A 22363-nucleotide genomic window follows, 5' to 3' on the forward strand; every position below is an offset into this window, starting at 1 on the left:
CTTAGAATATATGACAGAAAGTTATTATTTTCTACTTAAGACCTAAAAGAAATGTATAATTATGAAATTTTATTGTCGAAAAAAAGTGAAAAATCTTGTTTTATTGAATCTTACTTTGGAGTAGACGCTGGGAGGGAGGAGCTAAATGAATCTGCTGGGTGATATGAGCTTTCAAAAGCTTCAGGCAGGTGTACAGGCGGCAAATACGAGACAACGTGTGATGGCCGACAATATATCCAATGCGGATACCCCGTATTTTAAGCGTTCGGAGGTTTCATTTGAAGAACTGCTTCAGCAGCAAATGGACGGCGATGTCACACCACTACGTGGAAAAGTAACCAATTCAAGACATTTTCAAATAGGACCTGTGAACTCCATTCCAGATGCCACGGTCACCAAAGATGGGTACTCAGTCATGAATAACAATATGAACAACGTAGATATCGACAGAGAAATGAGTCTTATGGCTGAAAATCAACTAAGATATAATACCTACATCCAAGAAATTAATGAGCGCATCAAGATGATGAGAACAGCGGTAGAAGGGAGATAGGACTAGGTGAAGATTAACAACGGCTTTGATATTAGTGCATCTGCTCTTACGGCCCAACGGTTGCGGATGGACGTTATATCTAGCAACATTGCCAACGCAGAGACAACTCGGGCGAAAGTAGAGAATGGACAAGCAGTTCCATATCGGAGAAAAACGGTTGTTTTGGAGCCGAACCAATCTGGCTTTGCCGATGTTTTGAAGGCTCAAATGGAAGGAAGTAGCACAAGCGCTGCTGGCGTTAAGGTTTCGCAAATTCAGGAAGATCAGTCACCTTTAAAGCCTGTGTACAATCCGGGTCACCCGGACGCTGATAAAGATGGCTATGTATATATGCCTAATGTAGACATTATGAAAGAAATGGTCGACATGATTTCCGCAACACGCTCATACGAAGCCAATGTAACAGCTCTGAATGCATCAAAAGCTATGGTTTCCAAAGCGCTTGAAATCGGTCGCTAAGTTCTAGGACTACTAACTACTTAATAGGGAGAGTAAAACATGATTCAGAACGCCATGTTTAATGTACAGACACCGGCAATACAGCAGATTCAATCGCCTAACAATGAGTTGACGAAAGCGACGCCTTCCGAATCCTTGAAGGATTTTGGTTCCTTCCTAAAGGATGCTCTCAATGAAGTAGGGCAGCAGGAAGTCGCTACGCACCAGATGTCCGACCAATTCATGGCAGGCAAAGTTGATGTAGATCAGGTCATGATCACTTCCCAACAAGCGCTGCTTTCCCTGCAGCTTACTACACAGGTCCGAAACAAAGCGATCGAAGCCTATCAGGAGATCATGCGTACACAGATGTAAAGAGGGTTTAGCAAAGTTTCGGATGGGGTGACGGAGTGAACGAGAGAATCGCCCAATATCGGGATAAGATTTCCGGGTATTGGAATAATTTCAGCAAAAAACAGAAGATATTACTTGTTTCGACATTAGCATTCATCATTATCGCCGTTGTAGTGCTAACGATGCAGTTTACCAAAACCGAGTATGAAGTGGCTTTCCGAGATTTAAATGCTAACGATGCTGCCGGAGTCATTAAATATCTCGATTCTGCGGGTATACCGTATCAACTTAATGCTGGTGGGACACAAATCTCAGTCCCAACCACTAATGCGGATAAGGCGAAGGTAGATGTTGGGTCTCAAGGCCTAATTCAGAAGGGTTCAATCGGCATGAGTGCCTTTGATCAGTCCTCCTCTGCCATTGGTATGACGGAGAACGAGTTCAATGTGAAGTACAATAATGCATTGAACGGCGAAATACAGCAACTGTTGGAACGGATGGATGGTGTCCAAAGCTCCAAAGCTGTCATTAATATGCCAAAGGAAAACATTTTTGCCGGACTTGAAGAAAAGGACAAAGCCTCCGCTTCGATTCAAATGGAATTCGAGCCTGGCTTTACTCCAAATCAGCAAGCGATCGACGGATACTTTAATCTGGTAAAAACGGCCGTGCCGAATCTGCCAGTGGAAAACATTACGATCACCAATAAGGAATATGAGTTGATTCCAACGGCCAAGGGCGGCCAAGGTGGGCTCACTAGTGGTGTTCAGGAAAACATGGCTCTACAGAAGAAGTTTGAGAGCGATGTAAGGAATAATGTCCAACAATTTTTGTCGAAAATTGTTGGAGACGACAAGGTAAACGTGCTGGTTATGTCCCAGCTAAATTTCGACAAAGTCACATCAAAAGAACAAATGGTCACACCGGTTGATCAAACGAAAATGAAGGGTATTGAAATTAGCGCCCAACAAATTCAGGAAAGCTATACGGGCAGTAGTGGACAAACCGGAGGAGTTGCAGGAACAGGAACACAGGATGTTCCGGGCTACCCGGGAGGAGCTAATTCCGGCAATACCAGCTCAGATAAGAGCTCAAGTACGATTAACTACGAAGTTAACCGAATTGCAAGGGATATTATCCAAAGTCCGTACACTGTAAAAGATTTAACCATTAATGTTGCAGTTGAACCACCAACAGGTCAGCAAACGTTGGATACTGCAACTCAGACAGCAATTCAAAATATTTTGGTTAATATTGTAAGAGCATCGTTGGCGAATTCTGGTACTACTATTACAGACGCTGATTTGGCTAAGAAGGTTTCAGTGTTCTCACAAGCTGTTCCAGCGCCTGCGAACACGAATACATTCTTCTCAGCTTCCAACCCTTGGCTATGGGGCATCGGAGCTGCTGTTCTGGCACTGCTGGCGGGTGTAATCTTCCTCATCGTACGCGGTCGTCGTAAGCAGGAAGAAGAGTTGGATGAAGAATTGCAACTCATGCCAACGCCGACGGAGTTCCCGTCTATTACCATGGAAAGTGTGACAAATGAAAGTCAAGTGCGTAAACAGCTTGAAAGTCTGGCGAAAAAGAAACCCGACGAATTCGTCAATCTGCTTCGTACATGGCTGGCTGACGAATAGAGGTGAGTTCATTGGCAAAGGCAAGCAGTCAAGGTTTAACGGGAAGACAGAAAGCAGCTATACTTCTGATCACAATGGGACCAGAGGTATCTGCTCAAATATTCAAGCATTTGCGTGATGAGGAGATCGAGCAACTTACATTGGAAATTGCCAATGTGCGGAAGGTCGATGCCATTGAGAAGGACTCCATCATGGCCGAGTTTCATCAAATTTGTTTGGCTCAGGAGTACATTTCCCAAGGCGGTATTAATTACGCTAAAGAAATATTGGAGAAAGCACTCGGATCGCAAAAAGCAGTTGAGGTCATTAACCGTCTAACAGCGACGTTACAGGTAAGACCCTTCGATTTTGCCCGCAAGGCTGATCCAAACCAGATATTGAATTTTATACAGAATGAGAATCCGCAAACGATTGCTCTCGTGCTTTCGTACTTGCAATTTGAGCAGGCGGCTGCAATTCTGTCGTCTCTGCCACAGGAAAAACAGGCAGATGTGGCCCGGCGTGTCGCTGTCATGGACAGTACATCTCCGGAAGTTATTTCCCAGGTGGAACGAGTGTTGGAGCAAAAGCTGTCTGCAACCGCGACGCAGGATTATACGAATGCAGGTGGTATCGAGTCCATTGTTCAGATTTTGAATGGCGTAGACCGCGGAACCGAACGTACGATTCTCGACTCGCTTGAAATTCAAGATCCAGAACTGGCTGAGGAAATCAAGAAAAGAATGTTTGTGTTCGAGGATATCGTCAATGTGGACAACCGTTCCATTCAGCGCATTATCCGCGATATCGACAATGCAGATTTGCAATTGGCGCTTAAAGTGTCCAGTGAAGAAGTACGCGATGTGATTTTCCGAAATATGTCTAAACGTATGGCAGAAACCTTCAAAGAGGAAATGGAGTACATGGGACCGGTGCGGTTGCGTGATGTGGAAGAAGCACAGACACGTATCGTATCGACGATCCGCAGATTGGAAGAGGCCGGTGAGATTATAATCGCACGCGGCGGAGGAGATGACATCATTGTCTAACTTGATTAAATCTTTCCAATATGTTCCTGTAGAGGCTTTGAAAACAATTGATGTGGCACATACGTATGCGCCAGAAACGACGGATGAAGAAATCACAACTGAATATACGGAGCCGGAGCCTCAGCGAGATCACGAGGCTGAACGGCTGCGGGATGAAATGCTGAATGATGCCAAGGATTTTGCCGAACGTCAGGTTCGCGAGGCAGCTGAAGAAGCGGAACGGATGCTTCAGGAGGCACAGCAGCAGATTGAAGCCTGGTGGCAGGAACGACGCGAGCATGACGATCAGTTGACTCAGTCGTTAAAAGCTGATGGGTTTCAGCAAGGATATGAAGAAGGCCAGAAGCTGGCTGAGGCCGAGCTCCAAACGAAATCGGAGCAGATGATGGAAGAAGCACAGGATATTCTGCGTCAGGCCTATGAGATTAAGGAACAACTGATTCAGGAAGCGGAGCCTTTCTTGGTCGAACTGAGTAGTGCTATTGCTGAGAAGGTCATTGAGAAACAGCTTAGCCTTGAGCCAGAATACACGATTGAATTAATTCGTAAAAATTTGGCTCGTAAGCGGGAAAAAGGAACCATTACATTGTGTGTGTCGCCTCAGCATTTCGCATTTGTGCAAGGTGCACGGGAAGAATTGTCATTAACTGTCGATTCGCAGGCAGAACTGCAAATTATTCCTGATGGTACCGTGAAAGATCGCGGTTGTGTTATCCGTTCTTCCTTTGGAAGCGTGGATGCGCGGATTGATACGCAATTAGCTGAGATCAAAAAGGAACTACTGCGTCTGGCACATGAGAATGAGGAGCGAAGACATGAAGGGGCTTAATGCGCAGCGCTACATGGATCATTTGCGCCAGTTGGACCCGGTTCGGGTAAATGGCAAGGTTACGCAGGTTATCGGCCTGATGGTTGAATCGGAAGGTCCAGACGCCAGTATCGGGGATGTTTGTTACATTTATCCGGGTAAAACGGCAAAGCCGTTGCAAGCGGAGGTTGTAGGTTTCAGGGACAATAAAGTGCTTCTGATGCCACTTGGAGAACTGCAATCCATTGGTCCCGGTTGTGATGTTGTAGGAACAGGGAAGCCGTTGAATGTGCAGGTCGGGTCGGAGCTGTTAGGCAAAGTGCTGGACGGCTTGGGTCAGCCTCTGGATGGCTCATTGATCCCCTCGCGAATGGCGAGATATTCAACCTTCAATATTCCGTCCAATCCGCTGAATCGTCCACGTGTGCAGGAACCAATCAGTATCGGGGTGCGCGCTATCGACGGGTTGCTTACTATCGGTAAAGGACAACGGGTTGGTATTTTTGCAGGTTCGGGTGTAGGTAAAAGTACCTTGATGGGAATGATTGCTCGTAATACGGAAGCCGATGTGAATGTAATTGCCTTGATCGGGGAACGTGGACGCGAAGTGCTGGACTTTATTGAACGCGATTTAGGTCCGGAGGGACTAGAACGTTCCGTGGTCATTGTGGCAACTTCCGACCAACCTGCGTTAATCCGTATTAAGGGTGCACTTATTGCAACGACCATCGCAGAATATTTTCGGGATCGCGGATTGAATGTCATGCTGATGATGGATTCAGTTACCCGGTATGCGATGGCTCAACGTGAAGTGGGACTAGCCGTAGGGGAACCACCGGCAATGAGAGGGTACACCCCTTCCGTGTTTGCTAGTCTACCTAAGCTTTTAGAACGTGCAGGGACAGGTCCTACTGGCTCCATAACCGCTTTTTATACGGTACTGGTCGATGGTGATGATATGAACGAGCCCATCGCGGATGCGGTGCGCGGGATTTTGGATGGACATATTGTCTTGAATCGTGGGATTGCGAACAAAGGACATTTTCCCGCAATTGATGTGTTAGCGAGTATTAGCCGGGTTATGAAGGATATCGCACCACGAGATCAGATAGACGCTGCCGAGAACATTAAGCGCTTAATGGCCGTTTACAAAGATTCGGAGGACCTGATTAATATCGGGGCCTATCAGCAGGGTTCAAATGCAGAAATTGACGAATCCATGGAGCGCATACGGGATATATGGGATTTTACAAGACAAAGAACAGATGAAAAGGCTGAGCTGGACGAGGTAAGGGAGCGTTTGATTTCTGAATTTACGAGGAGATGAAGGTTGAACGATGAGATTTCAGTATTCCTTTCAGAAAGTTGTAGACTTGAAAACCAACGAAAAGTCACAGGCCGAATGGTTGCTTTCCAGTGCTGTTGGACAATTGCAGGCTGAGGAGCAGACATTAACACAGCTTGTAGGCGAAAGGAATCGGGTCATATCAGCCATTCAAAAGGCTGCCGAGGATTGCGCGCCACTCTCTACCATTCAGGAATTACAGGCTTATGTTAATCATCTGGACCAATGTATTACACGCAAGCATAGGGATGTTCAATATGCGCAGCAAAATGTGCAAAGCAAACAAACCGTTTTGACCGATAAAATGCTGGATGAACAGGTTTGGCTGAAAGCGAGAGAGAAGGCCAACGTGAAATTCCAACAGGAAATGCTCCTGCGCGAGCAGAACGAGCTGGATGAAATGGCTTCCGTGCGATTTGCCATGAAAGCCCGGTAAGCGGAAAGTCATAGGATACGCATATCAGCTGCCTGAGGAGGAAGACGATGGCACAGAAGTTAGCAGAAAATGAACTGGATATGGATTTAGGAAAAGAATCAGGCGGGGGATTTGAACGGTTTATGTTTTTCCTGATTCCGATTGTGTTCACAATCGTTCTGGTCGGGGTCCTGCTTACATTGTTCAATATGGACTTCAGAAGCGAAATGATTTCGTTAGGGAACAAAATACCAGTTGTTAAAAATTGGATACCTGAACCGAAAGATAAGGCTACTCAGACGAAAGAGGCAGATCAGAAGGCTCAGTCTGAAAGTTCTGAAGCAACTATTGAGCAGTTAAAGGCAGATTTAGCCAAGCAGACGGAGGAGCTCAAAAAGGCTACCGCTGCTAAGACGACACAAGATAAAAAGGTTACTGAACTGCAGAATCAGGTCAATACGCTGCAAACGCAACAGGAACAGCAGCCACAGGCCAGTCAGCAGGGACAGGCCGATACGCAAACTACAGGTGGAACAACAAATGAAGATCCTTATGTAAAACAGGCCAGAGATCTTGCTAGCATGTATGAAGGAATGACAGCTAGTAAAGCGGCACCGATTATGGAGAATCTGACCACGGAAGAGACTGTGCAGCTGTTAAGCTACATGGACCCTGCCAACAGTGCAAAGATTTTGCAAAAGATGGACGCTAAAAAAGCAGCCGATATTACTATGGCTCTGAAAAACGTAACCCCATCTACGGATTTGTCAGTTGCTGCGTTGCAGTCTCGTCTGAAAAAGGATCAAGGTACCACAGCTGGAACAACGAGTAAGAGTTTGCAAAGCACTCAAATCAGTAGCACATTTGCTTCCATGGACAAGAAGAGCGGTGCCGAACTTATTTTACAAACTTACAAAATCAGTCCAGACAAGGCATTAAACATATTAAATACAGTAGATGATTCGACACGTGGTTCTTTACTACAAAATATGTCTGCCAAGGATGCGGCTCAGACCGCAAAAATTTTGAACAAGCTGATGGGCAGTAAGTAATTTAAATGAAGGGAGGTGAAAAATAAATGACTCTTATTTCTCAAAGTGTATCGCTCGGCTCCAGTCAGACAGCTAGCAGTACAACGGCCTCAACAACGACTACAGCCACAGCTGCTGGAGCAACCACGGGTGCTTTTAATCAAACACTTACGCAAATGATGACAGGCGGGCAAACGGGCTCAGCAGGCACAGATGCGAACGGTTCTCCATTAGTTATGGTACTTCCGCTTATTGCAACTGGAGAATCCACGGAAGCTCCAACCGAGCCGCTGGCCGAAACACTGGCTCCTTTGCTGCAAAATCTTGAAAAGCTGGATGATCAAGTAGCTGCTGATCCTGCTCTGCTTGCAACTCTGCAAGCGTGGATTCAGCAAGTACAACAGTTTTTACAAGGCGACGGAACAAATCAACAGTTAAACGGTGGAGAAACGACAGAGGCGACAGGCTTAACAGCTTTGGCAGCCAACCCGGCTACTCTTCGATTTGCATTACAGGACGCTTTGTCACAACTTGCCAATGTAGCAGAGCAGGCTTCTGGAGACCAAAAGTCCCAAGTGGCACAGTTACTACAATCGCTCCAAAGCGCAACGGCAGGTACGGGAGCTATTTCCGATGAGCAATGGAATGGTGTAATGAAAGCTGTGGAACTTGCTGATGGTGGGGATTCACAAGCAGTTCAGCCTTCTGCAAATCGAGCAAATGGTACTCAGACCGTAGCTACAGCTACTACAGACAAACAGGTTGTTGCTTCTCAGCAGCAAGCAAGTCAGGGTGAAACTAATCAACAAGGTTCAGAAGGGCAACGTTCATCAACTAATATTCTCGTTCAGTCTGCAGTTAAGACGACTGTAACAGATGAAGCGAGTGCATTCGTAGATGCAACTGAGCAAGCGAATTCGACAGCAACTGACAATCAGACTCCAGTGATCACGACTGCGGGACAGCTTTCGATACAAACGCAAGGAACAACACCTTCGGCTCCGGCTCAACCAGTCGTACATGTACGGCAATTTGCCAAGGAGATGACCGAATTTGTAGTGCAGAAACTTGACATTGTAAAACACACTGGTTTGACGGAAGCGACTATCATGCTTCGTCCAGATCATCTGGGCCAGCTGGAAGTTAAGCTGACAATGCAAAATGGTCATCTGGTTGCCCAGTTTATGACTGAGCATAGCGGAGCGAAGGATTTGCTGGAACAGCAAATGTCGCAGCTGCGTTCGAGTCTCCAAAGCCAAGGTATCCAGGTAGATAAGGTAGAAGTAACGCACAATGAGTCGCTTTCCTCCCATATGTATCAGGATGGACGCGGATCTGGAGCTAATCAACAGCAGCAATCCAACCAACGTTCCAAAGCTCGAGGTAGAGAAGAGAGCGAGGATGCTTTGAAGGTAGCTGAAATGGCAGAAGAGCTTCGTAACTGGACAGCTGAACAACGCGCAGATGATATGAATCGGACAGGCTCCTTTACAGCACAAGCGTAATGATGGAGGTGAGAACACAATGACGACTACAGACAACAATGTATCCACCAGTAACGTCTGGCCGAATTACAATGTGAATAATGTCAAAACAGCAAGTGCCAAGGATACTAAAACGATGGGTAAAGATCAGTTTTTGAAAATTTTGATCACCCAGCTACAAAATCAGGATCCGATGCAGCCTTTGGAGGATAAAGAATTTATCGCTCAAATGGCCCAGTTTTCCTCGGTGGAACAACTGATGAACATTTCTACGCAGTTGAATGCATTGGGACAATCTTTAGGTACGGCTTCCGGTTTGATAGGAAAAGAAGTTAGTTGGATTGAGGCAGGTAAAAAAGACTCCATCACAGGTGAATCAGGTGCGGGTACAGTGAAAAGTGGAATCGTGGATTCCATCGTTATTCGCGACGGTGTGCAGTATGCCAAAATGGGAGCGGCTGAGGTGGCATTAAAAGATGTAACATCAGTGAGTCAGGCTAACACAACGACTCCCGCTACAGATACATCGGATACTTCATCTTCTTCCTCTACTGGAAGCGGTGAGAACTCATGAATGACAGGATAACGGTCGGACGCCTTTTTCCCGCCAACGTGCCACCGGCAGCAATCTCACAAAACCGAGTAAATTCGGTATCCAAGGATGCCAGACCGTTCGGTCAGGTGTTGCAGGAACAGGTGCTCAAGCTGAGTAACCATGCAGCCAAGCGTCTGGAGCAGCGGGGAATAGAGTTGAGAAGTGACCAAATGGCGAAAATTAACTCTGCTGTGGATAAAGCAGCTGCCAAAGGCGCCAAAGAATCATTGATTTTAATGCATGATATGGCTTTGATTGTAAGTGTACCTAATCGAACTGTTGTTACCGCGATGGATAAGAAATCCATGGAGGATAACGTATTTACGCAGATAGATAGTGCTGTAATTATTTCATAAAAATGTATACGAAGTGGCTGGCCCGAATAGGAAAGCCATGAAAAAGCCGCGGATCGACTGATGCGGTCAACTAAGCAACCAATCAGAGGAGGATTTATACTCAATGTTGAGATCAATGTATTCAGGTGTATCGGGCATGAAGGGCTTTCAAACGAAGCTGGACGTTATCGGTAACAACATTGCAAACGTAAATACTACAGGCTTCAAGTCCAGCCGTGTGATGTTCAAGGATATCTTGAGCCAAACGAGTTCAGGCGCAAGTGCGCCAGACGGAACAACAACCGCCGGGCAAAATGCCAAACAGGTAGGTTTGGGAGTGTCGGTCAGTTCAATTGATACACTGCACCTTCCAGGTAGTGCAATGACTACGAACAACCCAACGGATTTACGTATTAACGGTGACGGATTTTTCCTGGTCAAAATGAATGATGCACAGGAAGTTCCTTATCTGACTCGTGCGGGTGATTTTCACGTAGATGCGAACCGAAATCTGGTTACTTCTGATGGATTTTTCGTAGGAGATGCGGGTGGAGATCCCATCACACTTGCTGACAATGTTACAGCGTTCTCCATCTCGCAGGACGGTACAATTGTACAACAATTGGATGACGGAACAGTTGATAATGGCACGCAAATCGGATTAGCCAGAGTCACGAATCCGGAAGGTCTGGAAAAAATCGGAGGGAGTTTGTACCGTACTACGGTCAACTCAAATATTGATGCAATTGAGCCTGGAGCGGCCAACTCAGAGGGGCGTGGAGCTATCATCGCGGGTCAGCTGGAAATGTCCAACGTTGATCTGACAGGCGAATTTACCGAAATGATCGTAGCTCAGCGCGGATTCCAAGCGAACTCGCGTATCATTACGACCTCGGATGAAGTTCTTCAGGAAGTTGTAAACTTGAAACGATAATCTCATTTAAACGCGGAGGAGTAGAGGCTCCTCCGCACCTATCAGGAGGTTGGTGCTACGATGATCCCGTTAACGCGGCTGAACGGCTCGCCTATGTGGCTTAATGCGCTGCTCATTGAGACTGTGGAGGAAACACCGGATACATACGTCACTTTGGTGACGGGGAAACGGTTGATTGTATTGGAAAAAGCGGCAGATGTCGTCTCCTTGATCAAGGGTTACAGCCGTGAAATCGGCATGCATGCCGCCACGATAAAAGTGCAACAAATGGAGGAAGACGAATGAAGAAGATGCTGCCATGGCTCATTACAATTTTACTCGCGATTACTTTGATTGCAGGCGCGGCCTTTGTACTTATACCAGCGCTTAGCGGGAAGAAGTCGGAAGTCATAACGAATGCGCAAGCTGCTCAAGCAGAACAACTTCCAAGATTGTCAGCAGATGAATTGGTGGAAGTGAGCTCTGAAATTACCGGTATCAAAACGAATTTGGCAGACGCAGATTATATTGTCCAGATGAACCTATCTTTTCAATTGAACGATGCCAAAGCAAAAGAATCTTTTGAAAAAATTAAAGACATCAGTATTAAGCCCATCGTTATTCAATTGCTTGCAGACACCAAACCTGATGAGCTCAGAACGGCTAAAGGCCGGGACCAGTTCAGTGACAAGCTGACGGATCTCATCAACAAGTCGCTCCCTGAAGGTCACCTGGGGAACGCCAAAATTACAGACTTTTTGCTGGCAGCCATTTGATTCCAGGTGAACTTGTCAGGAACACGTAAGGGGGTGAATAACATTGGTGGATGTACTGTCACAAGGGGAAATTGATGCCCTTTTAGCAGCTCTTTCGTCCGGTGAAATGGATGCGGAAGAACTTAAAAAGGAAGATACCCAAAAGAAAGTTCGCGCTTATGATTTTAAAAGAGCGCTTAGGTTTTCCAAGGATCATATACGGAGTCTGACGCGGATACACGAGAACTTTGCACGGTATCTGACCACATATTTTTCAGCGCAGCTTCGTACTTTTGTCCAAATTAATGTCGTTCAGGTGGAGCAGCTTCCTTATGATGAATTCATTCGCTCCATTCCGAAAATGACCATTCTAAACATTTTTGAAGCTGAACCGCTGGAAGGCCGTATGGTGCTTGAGGTTCACCCGAACGTTGCTTATGCCATGTTGGACAGGCTTCTCGGAGGAACAGGTTCGGCACCGTCAAAGGTTACTGCGTTGACCGAAATCGAGACGACGATCATGGAGCGAATTTTCAGCCGTACCTTTGATAGCCTGCAAGAGGCTTGGAAAACGGTACTGGACATTGAACCGCGCCTAGAGGCGATGGAAACGAATCCGCAGTTTATGCAGATTGTTTCGCCGAATGAAACGATTGCTCTGATTTCGCTTAGTACCAAAATTGGTGATACCACAGGGATGATTAACCTCTGTATCCCGCACGTGGTATTGGAACCCATTATGGCCAGACTGTCTACGCACCAGTGGTTTACATCCGAAAAGAAATCAAGGGCGCCCGAAGAGATCGACGCCTTGAGATTACGGGTCACCAAAGCAGAGCTCCCTATTATTGCGGAGTTGGGTGAATCCCGGATAAATGTAGCCGAGTTTCTGGGTCTTTCGATAGGGGATGTCATTTCATTGAACAAGCCTGTCAAAGAAGGACTATCCATCCGGGTAGGCGAGAAATTGAAGTTTATGGGAAGTCCCGGCATGGTAAGAGATCGTGTTGCCGTACAAATTGATGAAATTGTCAACGAAGGAGTTGAAGAAATTGACGAGTAAAGACTATTTGTCCCAGGAGGAAATCGATGCCTTGCTGAAACAGTCTGAAGCGGGGACGGATTCTACTCCCGCCAACAAGACCGTTGACGATTTTCTGACTCCTCTGGAGCAGGATGCTCTCGGGGAAATCGGTAATATAACGTTCGGCAGCGCAGCTACGGCTCTTTCCACACTGCTCGGTCAAAAGGTGGATATTACGACACCTAAAGTTTCAATTATTACCCGTTCTGAATTTGAAACTGCATTTCCAAAGCCACACGTAGCTGTACATGTAAATTATGTAGATGGATTCGAGGGTATTAACTCACTCGTAATCAAAAAGCGTGATGCACAAGTGATAGCGGACTTAATGCTTGGTGGTGAAGGAAACCCAGTAGATGAAGAATTGAATGAAATCCACATCAGTGCCGTGCAGGAAGCGATGAACCAGATGATGGGATCATCGGCGACCTCTATGTCTACCATGTTTAATCGTTTTGTTAATATCTCTCCACCGGGGATTGATATTTTGGATCCTATGCACGGTGATGGAGTATCTAGTCTGCCGGATGAAGAGACGCTCATTACAGTATCCTTCCGGTTATTGATCGGGGATCTCATTGACTCTACGCTGATGCAACTGTTACCTGTTAATTTCGCCAAAAAAATGGTGAGCATCCTAATGAATGGCGGAGAGGATGAAGAACAACCGCAAGCGTCCGCACAGCAGGTAGCTGCAACAGCTGCTCCCGAAGCGCCGCAACAAGCTAGCGTTCCGCAGCAACCGCCTGCACCAGCCTATCAACAGCCACCTGCAGCCGCGCAGGCGCCGCAAGACGCAGGCTATGGGCAACAACCGCCAATGTATCCTCAAGACCCGGGATATGGGCAGCAGGGCGCTCCAGGCTATGGAACACCGGGTTATGGAATGCCAGCTGGCGTACCGCCGCAAGCTCCTTATGGAACGCCTCATCACTACGGCGCAGTACCGGGACGTAATGTAAATGTACAACCTGTACAATTTTCTAACTTGCAGTCCGGTGCATTTGCGCAAGTGGATGAAAACAATTTAAATTTATTGATGGACATTCCCCTTAGAGTCACCGTAGAATTAGGAAGGACCCAAAAGCAAATTAAAGATATTCTGGAGCTCTCACAAGGTTCAATTATTGAACTGGACAAGCTTGCCGGGGAGCCGGTGGACATTTTGGTTAACAACAAACTGATTGCCAAGGGCGAGGTTGTCGTAATCGACGAGAACTTTGGCGTGCGTGTAACAGATATTGTAAGCCAATGGGACCGTATTCAAAAATTACAATAAAAGCATAATTTAGGGAGGATTTATTTCAGATGGCAAACCGTATTTTGATCGTGGACGATGCTGCATTTATGAGAATGATGATTCGGGACATCCTGTCCAAAAATGGATTTGAAGTAGTAGGAGAGGCCCAGGACGGATCACAGGCCATTGAAAAATTCAAGGAGCTTCGTCCGGACCTGATTACGATGGATATCACGATGCCTGAAATGGACGGCATTGCCGCTCTGAAGGAAATCAAACAAATTGACGCGAACGCAAAGGTTATCATGTGTTCCGCGATGGGTCAGCAAGCAATGGTTATTGATGCCATTCAAGCTGGCGCAAAAGATTTTATCGTTAAGCCTTTCCAATCGGATCGGGTTATCGAAGCCATCAACAAAACACTGGGTGTGTAAGGCGCACCCAGTATGGATACACAACAGGGTGCCTCTGACGCATTGAGTACATCCAGCAATATAGGCAACATTGCCTGGGTCCTTTTCGTGCTAATCTTTATCATCGTACTGATCGTGTACTTGATACGGTTTTTGAGTAAAAGAAATCAGAGCTGGTTCAGCAACCGCTCCGTTCGCATACTGGGAGGCGTTGGACTTGGTCCCAATAAATCCCTTCAGCTTGTTGAAGTTGGTAGCAGTGTGTACCTCATTGGTGTGGGAGAAGATATCCGGCTTGTTGACAAAGTATCCGATCCTGAAGAAGTGGAGCAAATTTTGGCCGCACTGGAGCAGGAAGCTTCTCTGCAGCGCGGCCCGATTGCCCCGCTATTCGCTAAAATTGCGGATAAGCTTCGCCGGAACAACGCGGCACAGCAGCAGCCTGAAGAGGAGACATCTTTTCATGAGATGTTTGAATCCAAGCTTCGGCAAATGCCGAATCGCAAGGATAAACTTGAAAAGCTGCGCAATGAGGAGAATACTACAGATCGGTCGGGAGATTCATGAGAAAAAAGATTATACTTGCATGTTTGCTGCTTGTCTTGTTCAGCTTCATTTCGGTGACGGCGGCCTCTGCGGAACCGATTCCGAACATTGATATTCAAGTCGGCAATTCGGACAAAGGACAGCCCGGTGCCACCTCGCTGTCTATTATTTTACTTATTACTGTCATTAGTGTAGCGCCCGCGTTGCTTGTACTTATGACAAGTTTTACGCGAATTGTGATTGTGCTTGGCTTTGTGCGAACTTCGCTGGGAACCCAGCAGATGCCGCCTAATCAGGTGCTTGTCGGATTGGCTTTGTTTCTCACTTTATTCATTATGGCACCGACGTTCTCAGCTATGAATGAAACTGCACTTCAGCCGTATCTCAAGGGGGATATAACACAGTCTCAGGCGCTGGATAAGGCATCGGTACCGATCAAGACCTTTATGTTCTCTCATACACGTGAGAAGGATCTACTACTCTTTATGAAATACACCAAAATGGAAAAACCAAAGAATTATCAGGATATTCCACTAACGGTGATGGTTCCAGCTTATGCAATCAGTGAGTTGAAGACGGCATTTCAGATGGGCTTTATGATTTTCATACCGTTTTTAGTTATAGACATTGTGGTGTCGAGTACACTCATGGCTATGGGGATGATGATGCTACCACCAGTAATGATTTCACTTCCTTTTAAGATACTGCTTTTCGTACTTGTAGATGGTTGGTATTTGGTTGTCAAATCATTGCTTCTGAGTTTTAACACATGAATACTTCATGCAAGGACAGCAATCAAGGAGGACGGCAATGACTTCGGAGTTTATTATTTCCCTGGCTGGGCAAGCGGTGTACATTGTACTCAAGGTGAGCGCTCCGATGCTGATTTTGGGGCTAGTCGTGGGTTTGATTATCAGTATTTTTCAGGCGACAACCCAAATTCAGGAGCAAACACTGGCCTTTGTTCCGAAGATTGTCGCCGTATTGCTGGCATTGCTTTTGTTCGGGCCCTGGATATTGACCACATTAGTGGACTTTACGTATAACATTCTAGACAATTTGTACAAATATATAGGTTAGGCTGAATGTTATGAACATATTGTTACAGAGTTTTCCTGTTTTTTTACTGATTTTTTGTCGGATTACCTCATTTTTTGTAGTAGCGCCTATTTTTTCAACCCGAGGGGTACCTAATATCTTTAAGGTTGGAATTTCAGGATTTCTAGCTTTGGTCGTGTATCTTACATATGGTACGCATCAACAGGTACCGACCGATGTATCGTACGTGCTGTTAGTGGGTCGTGAAGTGCTGATTGGGTTGTTATTGGGGTTTACTGCATATCTGTTCATGACAGCGATCCAAACTGCAGGTTCATTTATAGATCTACAGGTGGGCTTCGGAATGGCGAGTGTGTTTGATCCTATGACAGGGGCTTCAACGCCTTTAACGGGGAATTTTAAGTTTGCCATTGCAGTATTGTTCTTTTTAAGTATAAATGGGCACCATCATCTGCTAAATGCTATCTTATACAGCTATGATTGGGTACCGTTGACAAATGATTTTTTTGTAAAGCTGTATGGTGGCAGTGTAACTGAATTCCTGGTACGTTCTTTTGCGGAATCATTTATGCTTGCTTTTCAAATTGCTGCTCCCATTGTAGTGGCTACCTTTTTAACAGATGTGGGACTTGGTTTTTTAGCTAAAACAGCGCCACAATTCAACATTTTTGTTATTGGTGTACCTCTTAAAATTATTGTGGGACTGTTCATGTTACTGCTTCTCATGCCAAGTTTTGCTTTTATATTCGAAAGATTGTTTTCAGTGATGTTCGAATCCATGCGCAACTTGTTGGATATTATGGGTAATCGTCCTTAATGTCTGGTCTGGAGGAACGTAGTTTGTCATTTAAATATGCTATGAACCTGCAGTTGTTCTCAGGGGAAAAAACGGAAAAAGCTACACCCAAAAAGAAACAGGATGCAAGACAAAAAGGGCAGGTTGCCAAAAGCATGGAGTTGCCCGCCGCTGGTGTCCTGCTGGTTACGTTTTTTTGCCTCATGATTTTCGGCGGGTATTTTAAGGATCATGCAGTTCGACTATTTCGAGATATTTTTGTGAATCGGCTCTCTATGGAGGTAACGCCGAACACAACGCTGCTGATGATGGGCGAGTATGGCGTGCAAATCTTGATTATGCTGGCACCTATTTTTATTGGGGCTATTGTCATCGGGATAGTAGCAAATTACATGCAGATCGGTTTTTTATTAACCGGAGAGGGCGTTACGCCCAAGTTTAGCAAGATTGATCCGATTAAAGGATTCAAAAATATTTTTTCCATGAGGTCATTGGTTGAATTCCTGAAATCTGTTTTAAAGATGACCGTAATTGGTTATCTGGTGTACAGCGTACTCTGGAAAACAAAGGCTGACCTACCCAAACTAGCTGAAATGTCCGGCGATCAGATGTTGAGCTTTACAGCTTCATTAACAATGGAACTGGGACTCAAAATTGGTGTGGTGCTGTTCGTTTTAGCGGTGTTGGATTATATGTATCAACGTTACGAGCATGAGAAAAACCTGAAAATGTCCAAGCAGGACATTAAGGATGAATACAAGAAAATGGAGGGTGACCCGCTGATCAAGGGGAAAATTCGCGAGCGTCAGCGCCGTATGGCTATGCAGCGTATGATGCAGGAGGTTCCTAATGCAGATGTCATCATCACCAACCCTACGCACTTTGCTGTGGCTTTGAAATATGACGGTTCGGAGATGGAAGCGCCGCAGATTATTGCGAAAGGGCAAGATTACGTTGCACTCCGAATTAAAGAAATTGCCAAGCAAAACGGCGTAATAACGATGGAAAACAAGCCGCTGGCGCGGGCGCTGTTTCAACGAGCCGAAATCGGGGATGCGATACCAGCTGATCTGTTCCAGGCCGTTGCCGAAGTGCTGGCGTATGTATATAAATTAAAAGGTAAAGTGAAATAAAGGGATCGGAGGGCTAGAGACCCGTGAAAATAAAAGAAATAACTGTCCTTGCAGGCGTCATCGGTATCGTTCTTATGATGATTCTCCCGATCCCATCATGGCTGCTGGATATCCTACTCGTCATTAATATTTCTATTGCTTTGATGATTCTACTCGTTTCTATGAATACGAAGGAAGCTTTACAGTTTTCTATTTTCCCTTCATTGCTGCTCATTACAACGTTGTTTCGTTTGGCACTTAATATCTCTACAACCAAACTTATTTTAGGTGAGGGACATGCAGGGGAAGTAGTTGCTACGTTTGGTAGTTGGATTGCAGGAGGGCAAATTGCCGTCGGTTTTGTTGTCTTTCTCATTCTCGTGGTCGTACAGTTCATTGTTATCACCAAGGGATCTGAGCGGGTTGCTGAGGTAGGCGCACGGTTTACATTGGATGCGATGCCGGGTAAACAAATGAGTATTGATGCTGATCTGAATGCAGGTTTGATCAATGAGCAGCAAGCCCGTGAACGACGCAGTAAAATCGAACGGGAAGCTGATTTTTACGGAGCGATGGATGGTGCGAGTAAATTCGTTAAAGGTGATGCCATTGCTAGTATTATCATTTTGATCATTAACTTGGTCGGCGGCTTTATTATCGGTATGGCCGTTCAGGGGAAAGGATTTCAAGAGGCGCTGTCGACTTATTCTGTACTCACCATTGGTGACGGACTGGTCAGCCAGATTCCCGCACTGCTCATATCCACGGCGTCAGGCTTGATTGTTACGCGGGCTACGTCGGATGGCAACTTGGCAGAGGATTTAACTGGACAGCTCTTTTCTTATCCAAAACTGATCTACATTGTGGCTGCCACAATTGCATTATTGGGCCTCTTCACGCCTATTCATATCATTACAACTCTTCCACTGGCGATTCTGCTGTTTTTCGCGGCTCGAAGAATGCAGGGCAATATGGAACGCAAGCAGATAGCCGATGAACAGCTGGAAGAGGAGCAACAAATTGAAGAAGTCCGTAGTCCAGAAAGTGTCATTAATCTGCTTCAGGTAGATCCAATTGAATTTGAATTTGGATACGGGTTAATTCCGCTGGCGGATACACAGCAGGGCGGGGATTTATTGGATCGGATTATTATGATCCGTCGTCAATGTGCTTTGGAGCTGGGTTTGGTTGTGCCGGTCATTCGTATTCGGGATAACATTCAGCTCAAGCCTAACGAATATGTCATTAAAATTAAAGGTAATACCGTGGGCGGCGGGGAGCTTCTGTTAAATCATTACCTGGCTATGAGTCCGGGATACGACGATGATTCTATTACAGGGATTGAAACGACAGAACCGGCCTTCGGATTGCCCGCGCTCTGGATTGATGAAAACACCAAGGATGTTGCGGAACTATCGGGTTATACCGTAGTTGATCCACCTTCAGTTGTAGCTACTCATCTTACGGAGACGATTAAGAAACATGCTCATGAGTTGCTTGGCAGACAGGAAACACGGTCGCTGGTCGACAATCTCAAAGAGAATTATCCAGTGCTGGTGGACGACCTTATTCCTTCTGTGCTTGCGATTGGGGATGTACAAAAAGTGTTAGCCAAGCTGTTGAAAGAAAAAATCTCCATTCGCGATATGGTGACTATTTTCGAAACGCTAGCTGACTACGGTACTTATACAAAAGATCCCGACGTGCTGACTGAATATGTCCGTCAGGCGTTGTCCCGACAGATTACGCAGCAATTTGCCCAACAAGGGGAGACGTTACGCGTTATTACAGTGGGACCAGGATTGGAGAAGAAAATTGCTGAAAGCGTGCAACAGTCGGAGCAAGGTAGCTATTTGGCTCTTGATCCGGTGTCTACGCAAACGGTGTATCAAAGGATGATGGAGCAAATCAACCGTCTCATTCAATCTGGACAGCAGCCTATTGTGTTAACGTCACCGACAATTCGGATGTATTTGCGGCAAGTGATGGAGCGGACTATGCAGGATGTCCCGGTACTGTCGTACAGTGAGCTGGAGCCGAACGTTGAAATTCAAAGTGTCGGGGTGGTGAACTTATGAGAGTGAAACGCTATGTAGTGGATACCATGCCAGAAGCTATGCTGCAAATCAGGGGTGACTTAGGAACAGACGCCGTCATTTTAAGTACAAAGGAAATGAAGGTCGGCGGTTTCATGGGAATGTTCAGTAAAAAGAAAATCGAAGTGGTAGCTGCGGTAGAGGAGAGACAACCTCAAAAGCCACGACGGTTTGGATCATCTTCACAAGAGCTTGCCCAGGCGGCTTCATCTTCAATGAATGCTCCTGAACAGTCAGAAAAATCATTTATGCCTGTGGTTCCCAGACAAGCTGCTCCAGAAGCTTATCGGCGGGTAACGCAGATGACGGGTGGTTCCAAAGAAGAACAAGCTGAATTAACGAATGATGCAGAACAGGCAGCTTCAGCAACTGAGCATTTGTTATCTAGGCCTGCTAATAATCTGGAGACTATGTCTCAAGTACTTGATCATGAAGCATTGCTTTCGAACATGAAATCATCCAGTGAACTGTTTAAACAGCCCATTGAAGTAAGTGTTCCAGAGAAGAGCGGAGCAGAGGAAAATCAGGCTCTGCTTAATGAATTGCGGGAAATGAAGGCTATGATGACTCGGTTTTCCCGAAATTCTTCATTGGAAAGTACTTGGCCGGAGCCGCTGCAAGAGATTTGTGAGCGTGTGCTGGAGCAGGAAGTGGAACGCGATTTACTGGAGTATTGGCTCGAACAGGTATATGTGCGCCGGAGTGAGCATCCTTTTGCGCCTGAAACTTTTGATTGGGAAAAAGCCTTTCGTGAGGAAGTGGCCAGTTTTATTCAGACAAGACTGGACAAAGGGATCTCCAAAGATACCAAAGTTGTGTATGTGGCAGGTCCTACTGGAGTAGGGAAAACGACAACCATTGCCAAGTTAGCAGCAGAGCAGTTGTTTAAGCATCATCGCAAAGTTGGATTTATTACTTCTGACACGTACCGGATTTCAGCCGTCGAGCAACTGCGTACATATGCTACGATTTTGAATGTACCGCTTGAAGTTGTGCAGTCTCCCGGTGACGTCCACAGAGCCATTCAACGTCTGGAACATTGTGACCTGATCCTCATGGACACCGCAGGACGAAATTATCGTAATGAATTACTTGTTTCGGAACTGCAAAGTCTGCTTTCGCCTATTAATGAAAGTGAGACGTATCTGGTACTCAGCCTCACATCCAAAAGCAAAGATATGCTCAATATAACTGGACATTTCAGTAAGTTTGGTCTTGGTAAGGTTGTATTTACTAAGATGGACGAGACAGGTAGCTGCGGTGGAATGTTTAATCTTTTGTATCAATTTCCGATGCAACTGGCCTATATTACCAATGGACAAAATGTTCCTGACGACCTGCTTCATCCCGATACAGAAATGGTGACAAGCATGCTGCTTGGACCCAAAGCATCATCAGGAGCTAACGGAGATTCCATATGAGTGACCAAGCCCAATCACTTAGACAAATGGCTTCTTCCTTGGATAAATATCGATTGCCCCCACGTAATCGTCAAGCCCAAATTATAACGATTACCAGTGGCAAAGGCGGGGTGGGCAAATCCAATTTTACGCTGAATTTTGCTCTGGCTCTGCAATCCCTTGGTCGAAAGGTACTTGTGTTTGATGCTGATATCGGTATGGCCAATATTGATGTCTTAATGGGGGCCAATTCACAATACAATCTTCTTCACCTGTTAAAACGTGAGAAATCAATTGATGAAATTATTCAAACGGGTATAGGTGGTTTGCCTTATATTGCTGGAGGATCGGGCTTGAGCGAATTGTTTACGTTATCGGATGACGATCTGAATTATTTTGCCGAAGAAGTAGAAAAAATGGCGGCAGATATGGATTACATTCTATTTGATACAGGTGCAGGTTTATCTAAAGAAAACCTTAAATTCATCACTTCAGCTGATGAATGCCTGGTCGTAACCACACCGGAACCGACGTCCTTAACAGATGCGTATGCGCTAATTAAAGTCGTCAGCGGGTTGCAAAAGGATACGGTATTCAAAATTATAGTCAATCGTGCCGATAACGATAATGAGGCCCGTCAAGTTGCCGATAAGATCGCACTGGTTGCGAAACGCTTTTTGGAGATCGAAATCCCGTTGCTTGGGCATATCAGTGATGATACTCATGTCATGCAAGCAGTCAAAAGGCAAGTACCTTTTATGGTTGCTTTTCCGGGATGTGCGGCTTCAAGAGATGTATTGAATCTGGCACACCGTTTTGCAGCAATGCCACAGATTCCGCAATCAGGTGCATTGAGTGGAATTAAAGGGTTTATGCAAAAATGGTTGCGACGTTCTGTACATTGATTTTGATGAGAGGAAACA

General features: G+C 45.7%; 26 protein-coding genes. All 26 read left to right on the forward strand.

Features of this window, described 5'->3' with window-relative positions; genetic code table 11:
• Nucleotides 1-145: 145 nt before the first annotated feature.
• Nucleotides 146-553, forward strand: a complete 408-nt coding sequence (gene flgB / locus MHI21_RS10495) for a flagellar basal body rod protein FlgB (RefSeq protein WP_013309883.1) — start codon at nt 146-148, stop codon at nt 551-553.
• A gap of 6 nt (nt 554-559) precedes the next feature.
• Complete coding sequence (gene flgC, locus MHI21_RS10500) at nt 560-1012, forward strand: flagellar basal body rod protein FlgC (protein ID WP_013309884.1); 453 nt, start codon at nt 560-562, stop codon at nt 1010-1012.
• A gap of 39 nt (nt 1013-1051) precedes the next feature.
• Nucleotides 1052-1366, forward strand: a complete 315-nt coding sequence (fliE, locus tag MHI21_RS10505) for a flagellar hook-basal body complex protein FliE (RefSeq protein WP_254325830.1) — start codon at nt 1052-1054, stop codon at nt 1364-1366.
• Between the two features lie 35 nt (nt 1367-1401).
• The gene (gene fliF / locus MHI21_RS10510) at nt 1402-2985 is read left to right on the forward strand and encodes a flagellar basal-body MS-ring/collar protein FliF (protein ID WP_342419967.1); all 1584 of its coding nucleotides are present in this window, start codon (nt 1402-1404) and stop codon (nt 2983-2985) included.
• A gap of 11 nt (nt 2986-2996) precedes the next feature.
• Nucleotides 2997-4013 carry a flagellar motor switch protein FliG gene (fliG, locus tag MHI21_RS10515; protein ID WP_013370674.1) on the forward strand — a complete coding sequence of 339 codons (1017 nt, stop codon included), beginning with the start codon at nt 2997-2999 and terminating at the stop codon, nt 4011-4013.
• Complete coding sequence (locus MHI21_RS10520) at nt 4006-4842, forward strand: FliH/SctL family protein (RefSeq protein ID WP_069291724.1); 837 nt, start codon at nt 4006-4008, stop codon at nt 4840-4842. The genes fliG and MHI21_RS10520 overlap by 8 nt, the downstream gene beginning before the upstream one ends.
• Nucleotides 4829-6148 carry a flagellar protein export ATPase FliI gene (gene fliI / locus MHI21_RS10525; protein WP_013309889.1) on the forward strand — a complete coding sequence of 440 codons (1320 nt, stop codon included), beginning with the start codon at nt 4829-4831 and terminating at the stop codon, nt 6146-6148. The genes MHI21_RS10520 and fliI overlap by 14 nt, the downstream gene beginning before the upstream one ends.
• Nucleotides 6149-6158: 10 nt before the next feature.
• The gene (gene fliJ, locus MHI21_RS10530) at nt 6159-6602 is read left to right on the forward strand and encodes a flagellar export protein FliJ (protein WP_013309890.1); all 444 of its coding nucleotides are present in this window, start codon (nt 6159-6161) and stop codon (nt 6600-6602) included.
• A gap of 47 nt (nt 6603-6649) precedes the next feature.
• The gene (locus MHI21_RS10535) at nt 6650-7633 is read left to right on the forward strand and encodes a kinesin (protein WP_342419968.1); all 984 of its coding nucleotides are present in this window, start codon (nt 6650-6652) and stop codon (nt 7631-7633) included.
• Nucleotides 7634-7659: 26 nt separating this feature from the next.
• Nucleotides 7660-9117, forward strand: coding sequence for a flagellar hook-length control protein FliK (locus MHI21_RS10540; RefSeq protein ID WP_342419969.1), 1458 nt, complete (start codon nt 7660-7662; stop codon nt 9115-9117).
• 19 nt (nt 9118-9136) lie between these two features.
• On the forward strand, nt 9137-9670 hold the full coding sequence (locus tag MHI21_RS10545; RefSeq protein WP_342419970.1) for a flagellar hook capping FlgD N-terminal domain-containing protein: 534 nt from the start codon (nt 9137-9139) through the stop codon (nt 9668-9670).
• Complete coding sequence (locus MHI21_RS10550) at nt 9667-10047, forward strand: TIGR02530 family flagellar biosynthesis protein (protein WP_341161712.1); 381 nt, start codon at nt 9667-9669, stop codon at nt 10045-10047. Before MHI21_RS10545 ends, MHI21_RS10550 begins: the two co-directional genes overlap by 4 nt.
• Before the next feature lie 103 nt (nt 10048-10150).
• Nucleotides 10151-10960, forward strand: coding sequence for a flagellar basal-body rod protein FlgF (gene flgF / locus MHI21_RS10555; protein ID WP_071640489.1), 810 nt, complete (start codon nt 10151-10153; stop codon nt 10958-10960).
• 60 nt (nt 10961-11020) lie between these two features.
• Nucleotides 11021-11245 carry a flagellar FlbD family protein gene (locus MHI21_RS10560; RefSeq protein ID WP_013309896.1) on the forward strand — a complete coding sequence of 75 codons (225 nt, stop codon included), beginning with the start codon at nt 11021-11023 and terminating at the stop codon, nt 11243-11245.
• Entirely contained in the window at nt 11242-11715 is a 474-nt protein-coding gene (locus tag MHI21_RS10565; protein WP_061831870.1) for a flagellar basal body-associated FliL family protein, read from the forward strand. The genes MHI21_RS10560 and MHI21_RS10565 overlap by 4 nt, the downstream gene beginning before the upstream one ends.
• Before the next feature lie 43 nt (nt 11716-11758).
• Nucleotides 11759-12757 carry a flagellar motor switch protein FliM gene (fliM, locus tag MHI21_RS10570; RefSeq protein ID WP_322251976.1) on the forward strand — a complete coding sequence of 333 codons (999 nt, stop codon included), beginning with the start codon at nt 11759-11761 and terminating at the stop codon, nt 12755-12757.
• Nucleotides 12747-14057 (forward strand): flagellar motor switch phosphatase FliY, encoded by a 1311-nt coding sequence (gene fliY, locus MHI21_RS10575; RefSeq protein ID WP_028542722.1) that lies wholly within the window; start codon nt 12747-12749, stop codon nt 14055-14057. The genes fliM and fliY overlap by 11 nt, the downstream gene beginning before the upstream one ends.
• A gap of 29 nt (nt 14058-14086) precedes the next feature.
• Entirely contained in the window at nt 14087-14452 is a 366-nt protein-coding gene (locus MHI21_RS10580; RefSeq protein ID WP_010346372.1) for a response regulator, read from the forward strand.
• Between the two features lie 12 nt (nt 14453-14464).
• A complete protein-coding gene (locus MHI21_RS10585) occupies nt 14465-14998 on the forward strand; it encodes a flagellar biosynthetic protein FliO (protein WP_023988197.1) in 534 nt (177 codons plus the stop codon).
• Nucleotides 14995-15750 (forward strand): flagellar type III secretion system pore protein FliP, encoded by a 756-nt coding sequence (gene fliP, locus MHI21_RS10590; protein ID WP_013309901.1) that lies wholly within the window; start codon nt 14995-14997, stop codon nt 15748-15750. The genes MHI21_RS10585 and fliP overlap by 4 nt, the downstream gene beginning before the upstream one ends.
• 37 nt (nt 15751-15787) lie before the next feature.
• The gene (fliQ, locus tag MHI21_RS10595) at nt 15788-16057 is read left to right on the forward strand and encodes a flagellar biosynthesis protein FliQ (RefSeq protein WP_007430038.1); all 270 of its coding nucleotides are present in this window, start codon (nt 15788-15790) and stop codon (nt 16055-16057) included.
• A gap of 10 nt (nt 16058-16067) precedes the next feature.
• The gene (fliR, locus tag MHI21_RS10600) at nt 16068-16853 is read left to right on the forward strand and encodes a flagellar biosynthetic protein FliR (RefSeq protein ID WP_254325826.1); all 786 of its coding nucleotides are present in this window, start codon (nt 16068-16070) and stop codon (nt 16851-16853) included.
• Nucleotides 16853-17965, forward strand: coding sequence for a flagellar biosynthesis protein FlhB (flhB, locus tag MHI21_RS10605; RefSeq protein ID WP_342419971.1), 1113 nt, complete (start codon nt 16853-16855; stop codon nt 17963-17965). The genes fliR and flhB overlap by 1 nt, the downstream gene beginning before the upstream one ends.
• 23 nt (nt 17966-17988) lie before the next feature.
• Nucleotides 17989-20022 carry a flagellar biosynthesis protein FlhA gene (gene flhA / locus MHI21_RS10610; protein ID WP_016820963.1) on the forward strand — a complete coding sequence of 678 codons (2034 nt, stop codon included), beginning with the start codon at nt 17989-17991 and terminating at the stop codon, nt 20020-20022.
• Nucleotides 20019-21461, forward strand: a complete 1443-nt coding sequence (flhF, locus tag MHI21_RS10615) for a flagellar biosynthesis protein FlhF (RefSeq protein WP_342419972.1) — start codon at nt 20019-20021, stop codon at nt 21459-21461. Before flhA ends, flhF begins: the two co-directional genes overlap by 4 nt.
• Nucleotides 21458-22345, forward strand: coding sequence for a MinD/ParA family protein (locus MHI21_RS10620; protein WP_341161708.1), 888 nt, complete (start codon nt 21458-21460; stop codon nt 22343-22345). Before flhF ends, MHI21_RS10620 begins: the two co-directional genes overlap by 4 nt.
• Nucleotides 22346-22363 lie beyond the last annotated feature (18 nt).

It is taken from the genome of Paenibacillus sp. FSL H8-0168 (assembly GCF_038592955.1).
GTDB lineage: Bacteria > Bacillota > Bacilli > Paenibacillales > Paenibacillaceae > Paenibacillus > Paenibacillus polymyxa_B.

Coding starts and splice junctions, on each gene's coding strand:
- MHI21_RS10550 (WP_341161712.1), top strand. CDS start 9,667: ATGAATGACAGGATAACGGTCGGACGCCTTTTTCCCGCCAACGTGCCA.
- MHI21_RS10565 (WP_061831870.1), top strand. CDS start 11,242: ATGAAGAAGATGCTGCCATGGCTCATTACAATTTTACTCGCGATTACT.
- fliI (WP_013309889.1), top strand. CDS start 4,829: ATGAAGGGGCTTAATGCGCAGCGCTACATGGATCATTTGCGCCAGTTG.
- MHI21_RS10620 (WP_341161708.1), top strand. CDS start 21,458: ATGAGTGACCAAGCCCAATCACTTAGACAAATGGCTTCTTCCTTGGAT.
- flhF (WP_342419972.1), top strand. CDS start 20,019: ATGAGAGTGAAACGCTATGTAGTGGATACCATGCCAGAAGCTATGCTG.
- MHI21_RS10580 (WP_010346372.1), top strand. CDS start 14,087: ATGGCAAACCGTATTTTGATCGTGGACGATGCTGCATTTATGAGAATG.
- fliR (WP_254325826.1), top strand. CDS start 16,068: ATGAACATATTGTTACAGAGTTTTCCTGTTTTTTTACTGATTTTTTGT.
- MHI21_RS10585 (WP_023988197.1), top strand. CDS start 14,465: ATGGATACACAACAGGGTGCCTCTGACGCATTGAGTACATCCAGCAAT.
- flgF (WP_071640489.1), top strand. CDS start 10,151: ATGTTGAGATCAATGTATTCAGGTGTATCGGGCATGAAGGGCTTTCAA.
- fliQ (WP_007430038.1), top strand. CDS start 15,788: ATGACTTCGGAGTTTATTATTTCCCTGGCTGGGCAAGCGGTGTACATT.
- MHI21_RS10540 (WP_342419969.1), top strand. CDS start 7,660: ATGACTCTTATTTCTCAAAGTGTATCGCTCGGCTCCAGTCAGACAGCT.
- MHI21_RS10560 (WP_013309896.1), top strand. CDS start 11,021: ATGATCCCGTTAACGCGGCTGAACGGCTCGCCTATGTGGCTTAATGCG.
- MHI21_RS10545 (WP_342419970.1), top strand. CDS start 9,137: ATGACGACTACAGACAACAATGTATCCACCAGTAACGTCTGGCCGAAT.
- flgB (WP_013309883.1), top strand. CDS start 146: ATGAATCTGCTGGGTGATATGAGCTTTCAAAAGCTTCAGGCAGGTGTA.
- flhB (WP_342419971.1), top strand. CDS start 16,853: ATGTCTGGTCTGGAGGAACGTAGTTTGTCATTTAAATATGCTATGAAC.
- MHI21_RS10535 (WP_342419968.1), top strand. CDS start 6,650: ATGGCACAGAAGTTAGCAGAAAATGAACTGGATATGGATTTAGGAAAA.
- fliE (WP_254325830.1), top strand. CDS start 1,052: ATGATTCAGAACGCCATGTTTAATGTACAGACACCGGCAATACAGCAG.
- fliJ (WP_013309890.1), top strand. CDS start 6,159: ATGAGATTTCAGTATTCCTTTCAGAAAGTTGTAGACTTGAAAACCAAC.
- fliP (WP_013309901.1), top strand. CDS start 14,995: ATGAGAAAAAAGATTATACTTGCATGTTTGCTGCTTGTCTTGTTCAGC.